We start from the raw sequence: 730 nt of genomic DNA on the forward strand, positions 1-730 counted from the left end.
ATTGGCGCTGGTTGCGACCTATCTGGTTGCTCACTAGTCGGCGGTGAAACTGCTGAAATGCCCGGCATGTACGAAGGCGAAGATTATGACTTGGCTGGTTTTTGCGTTGGCATTGCTGAGAAGTCTGAGATTATAGATGGCACCAAAGTTAAGGCTGGCGACAAGTTAATTGGCCTCGCTTCTTCAGGTCCACACTCGAATGGCTACTCTTTAATTCGCAAGATTATAGAAGTATCAAACGCTGACCTAAACCAGGAAATTGGCGATACCGACCTAAAATCGGCCTTGCTTGAGCCAACAAAGATTTACGTTAAATCTCTTCTTAAATTGATCAAAGAAGGTGAGGTGCATGCCCTTTCACATATCACGGGCGGTGGCTTACTTGAGAATATTCCTCGCGTAATACCTGAAGGTACTAAAGCAGTCATCGAGACCCAGAGCTGGGAATTGCCTGGAGTATTCAAATGGCTTCAATCAGCAGGTAACGTAAATCCTGTTGAAATGTATCGCACCTTCAACTGCGGTGTTGGCATGATCATCGCCGTTCCAGCCGGTTCAGAAGAATCAGCCATCAAGCTTTTAGAAGCTGAAGGCGAAAGTGCTTGGGTAATTGGTGAAATTGCCGACACATCTTCCGACGAAGAGCAAGTCCAACTAAATGGACTAGGCGCTTAGTAATGGAAGGACGAGATCCTGTTGTCGTTGTTTTGATATCGGGTAGCGGCAGCAA

1 protein-coding gene is annotated in these 730 nt (G+C 46.6%); it reads left to right on the forward strand.

The window, feature by feature from the left end; all coding sequences use genetic code 11:
* Positions 1 to 675, forward strand: a 675-nt coding sequence (purM, locus tag A3763_RS01210) for a phosphoribosylformylglycinamidine cyclo-ligase (protein ID WP_068759828.1), incomplete at its 5' end; no start/stop codon positions are given.
* Positions 676 to 730: the final 55 nt, after the last annotated feature.

It is taken from the genome of Oleiphilus sp. HI0128 (assembly GCF_001635365.1).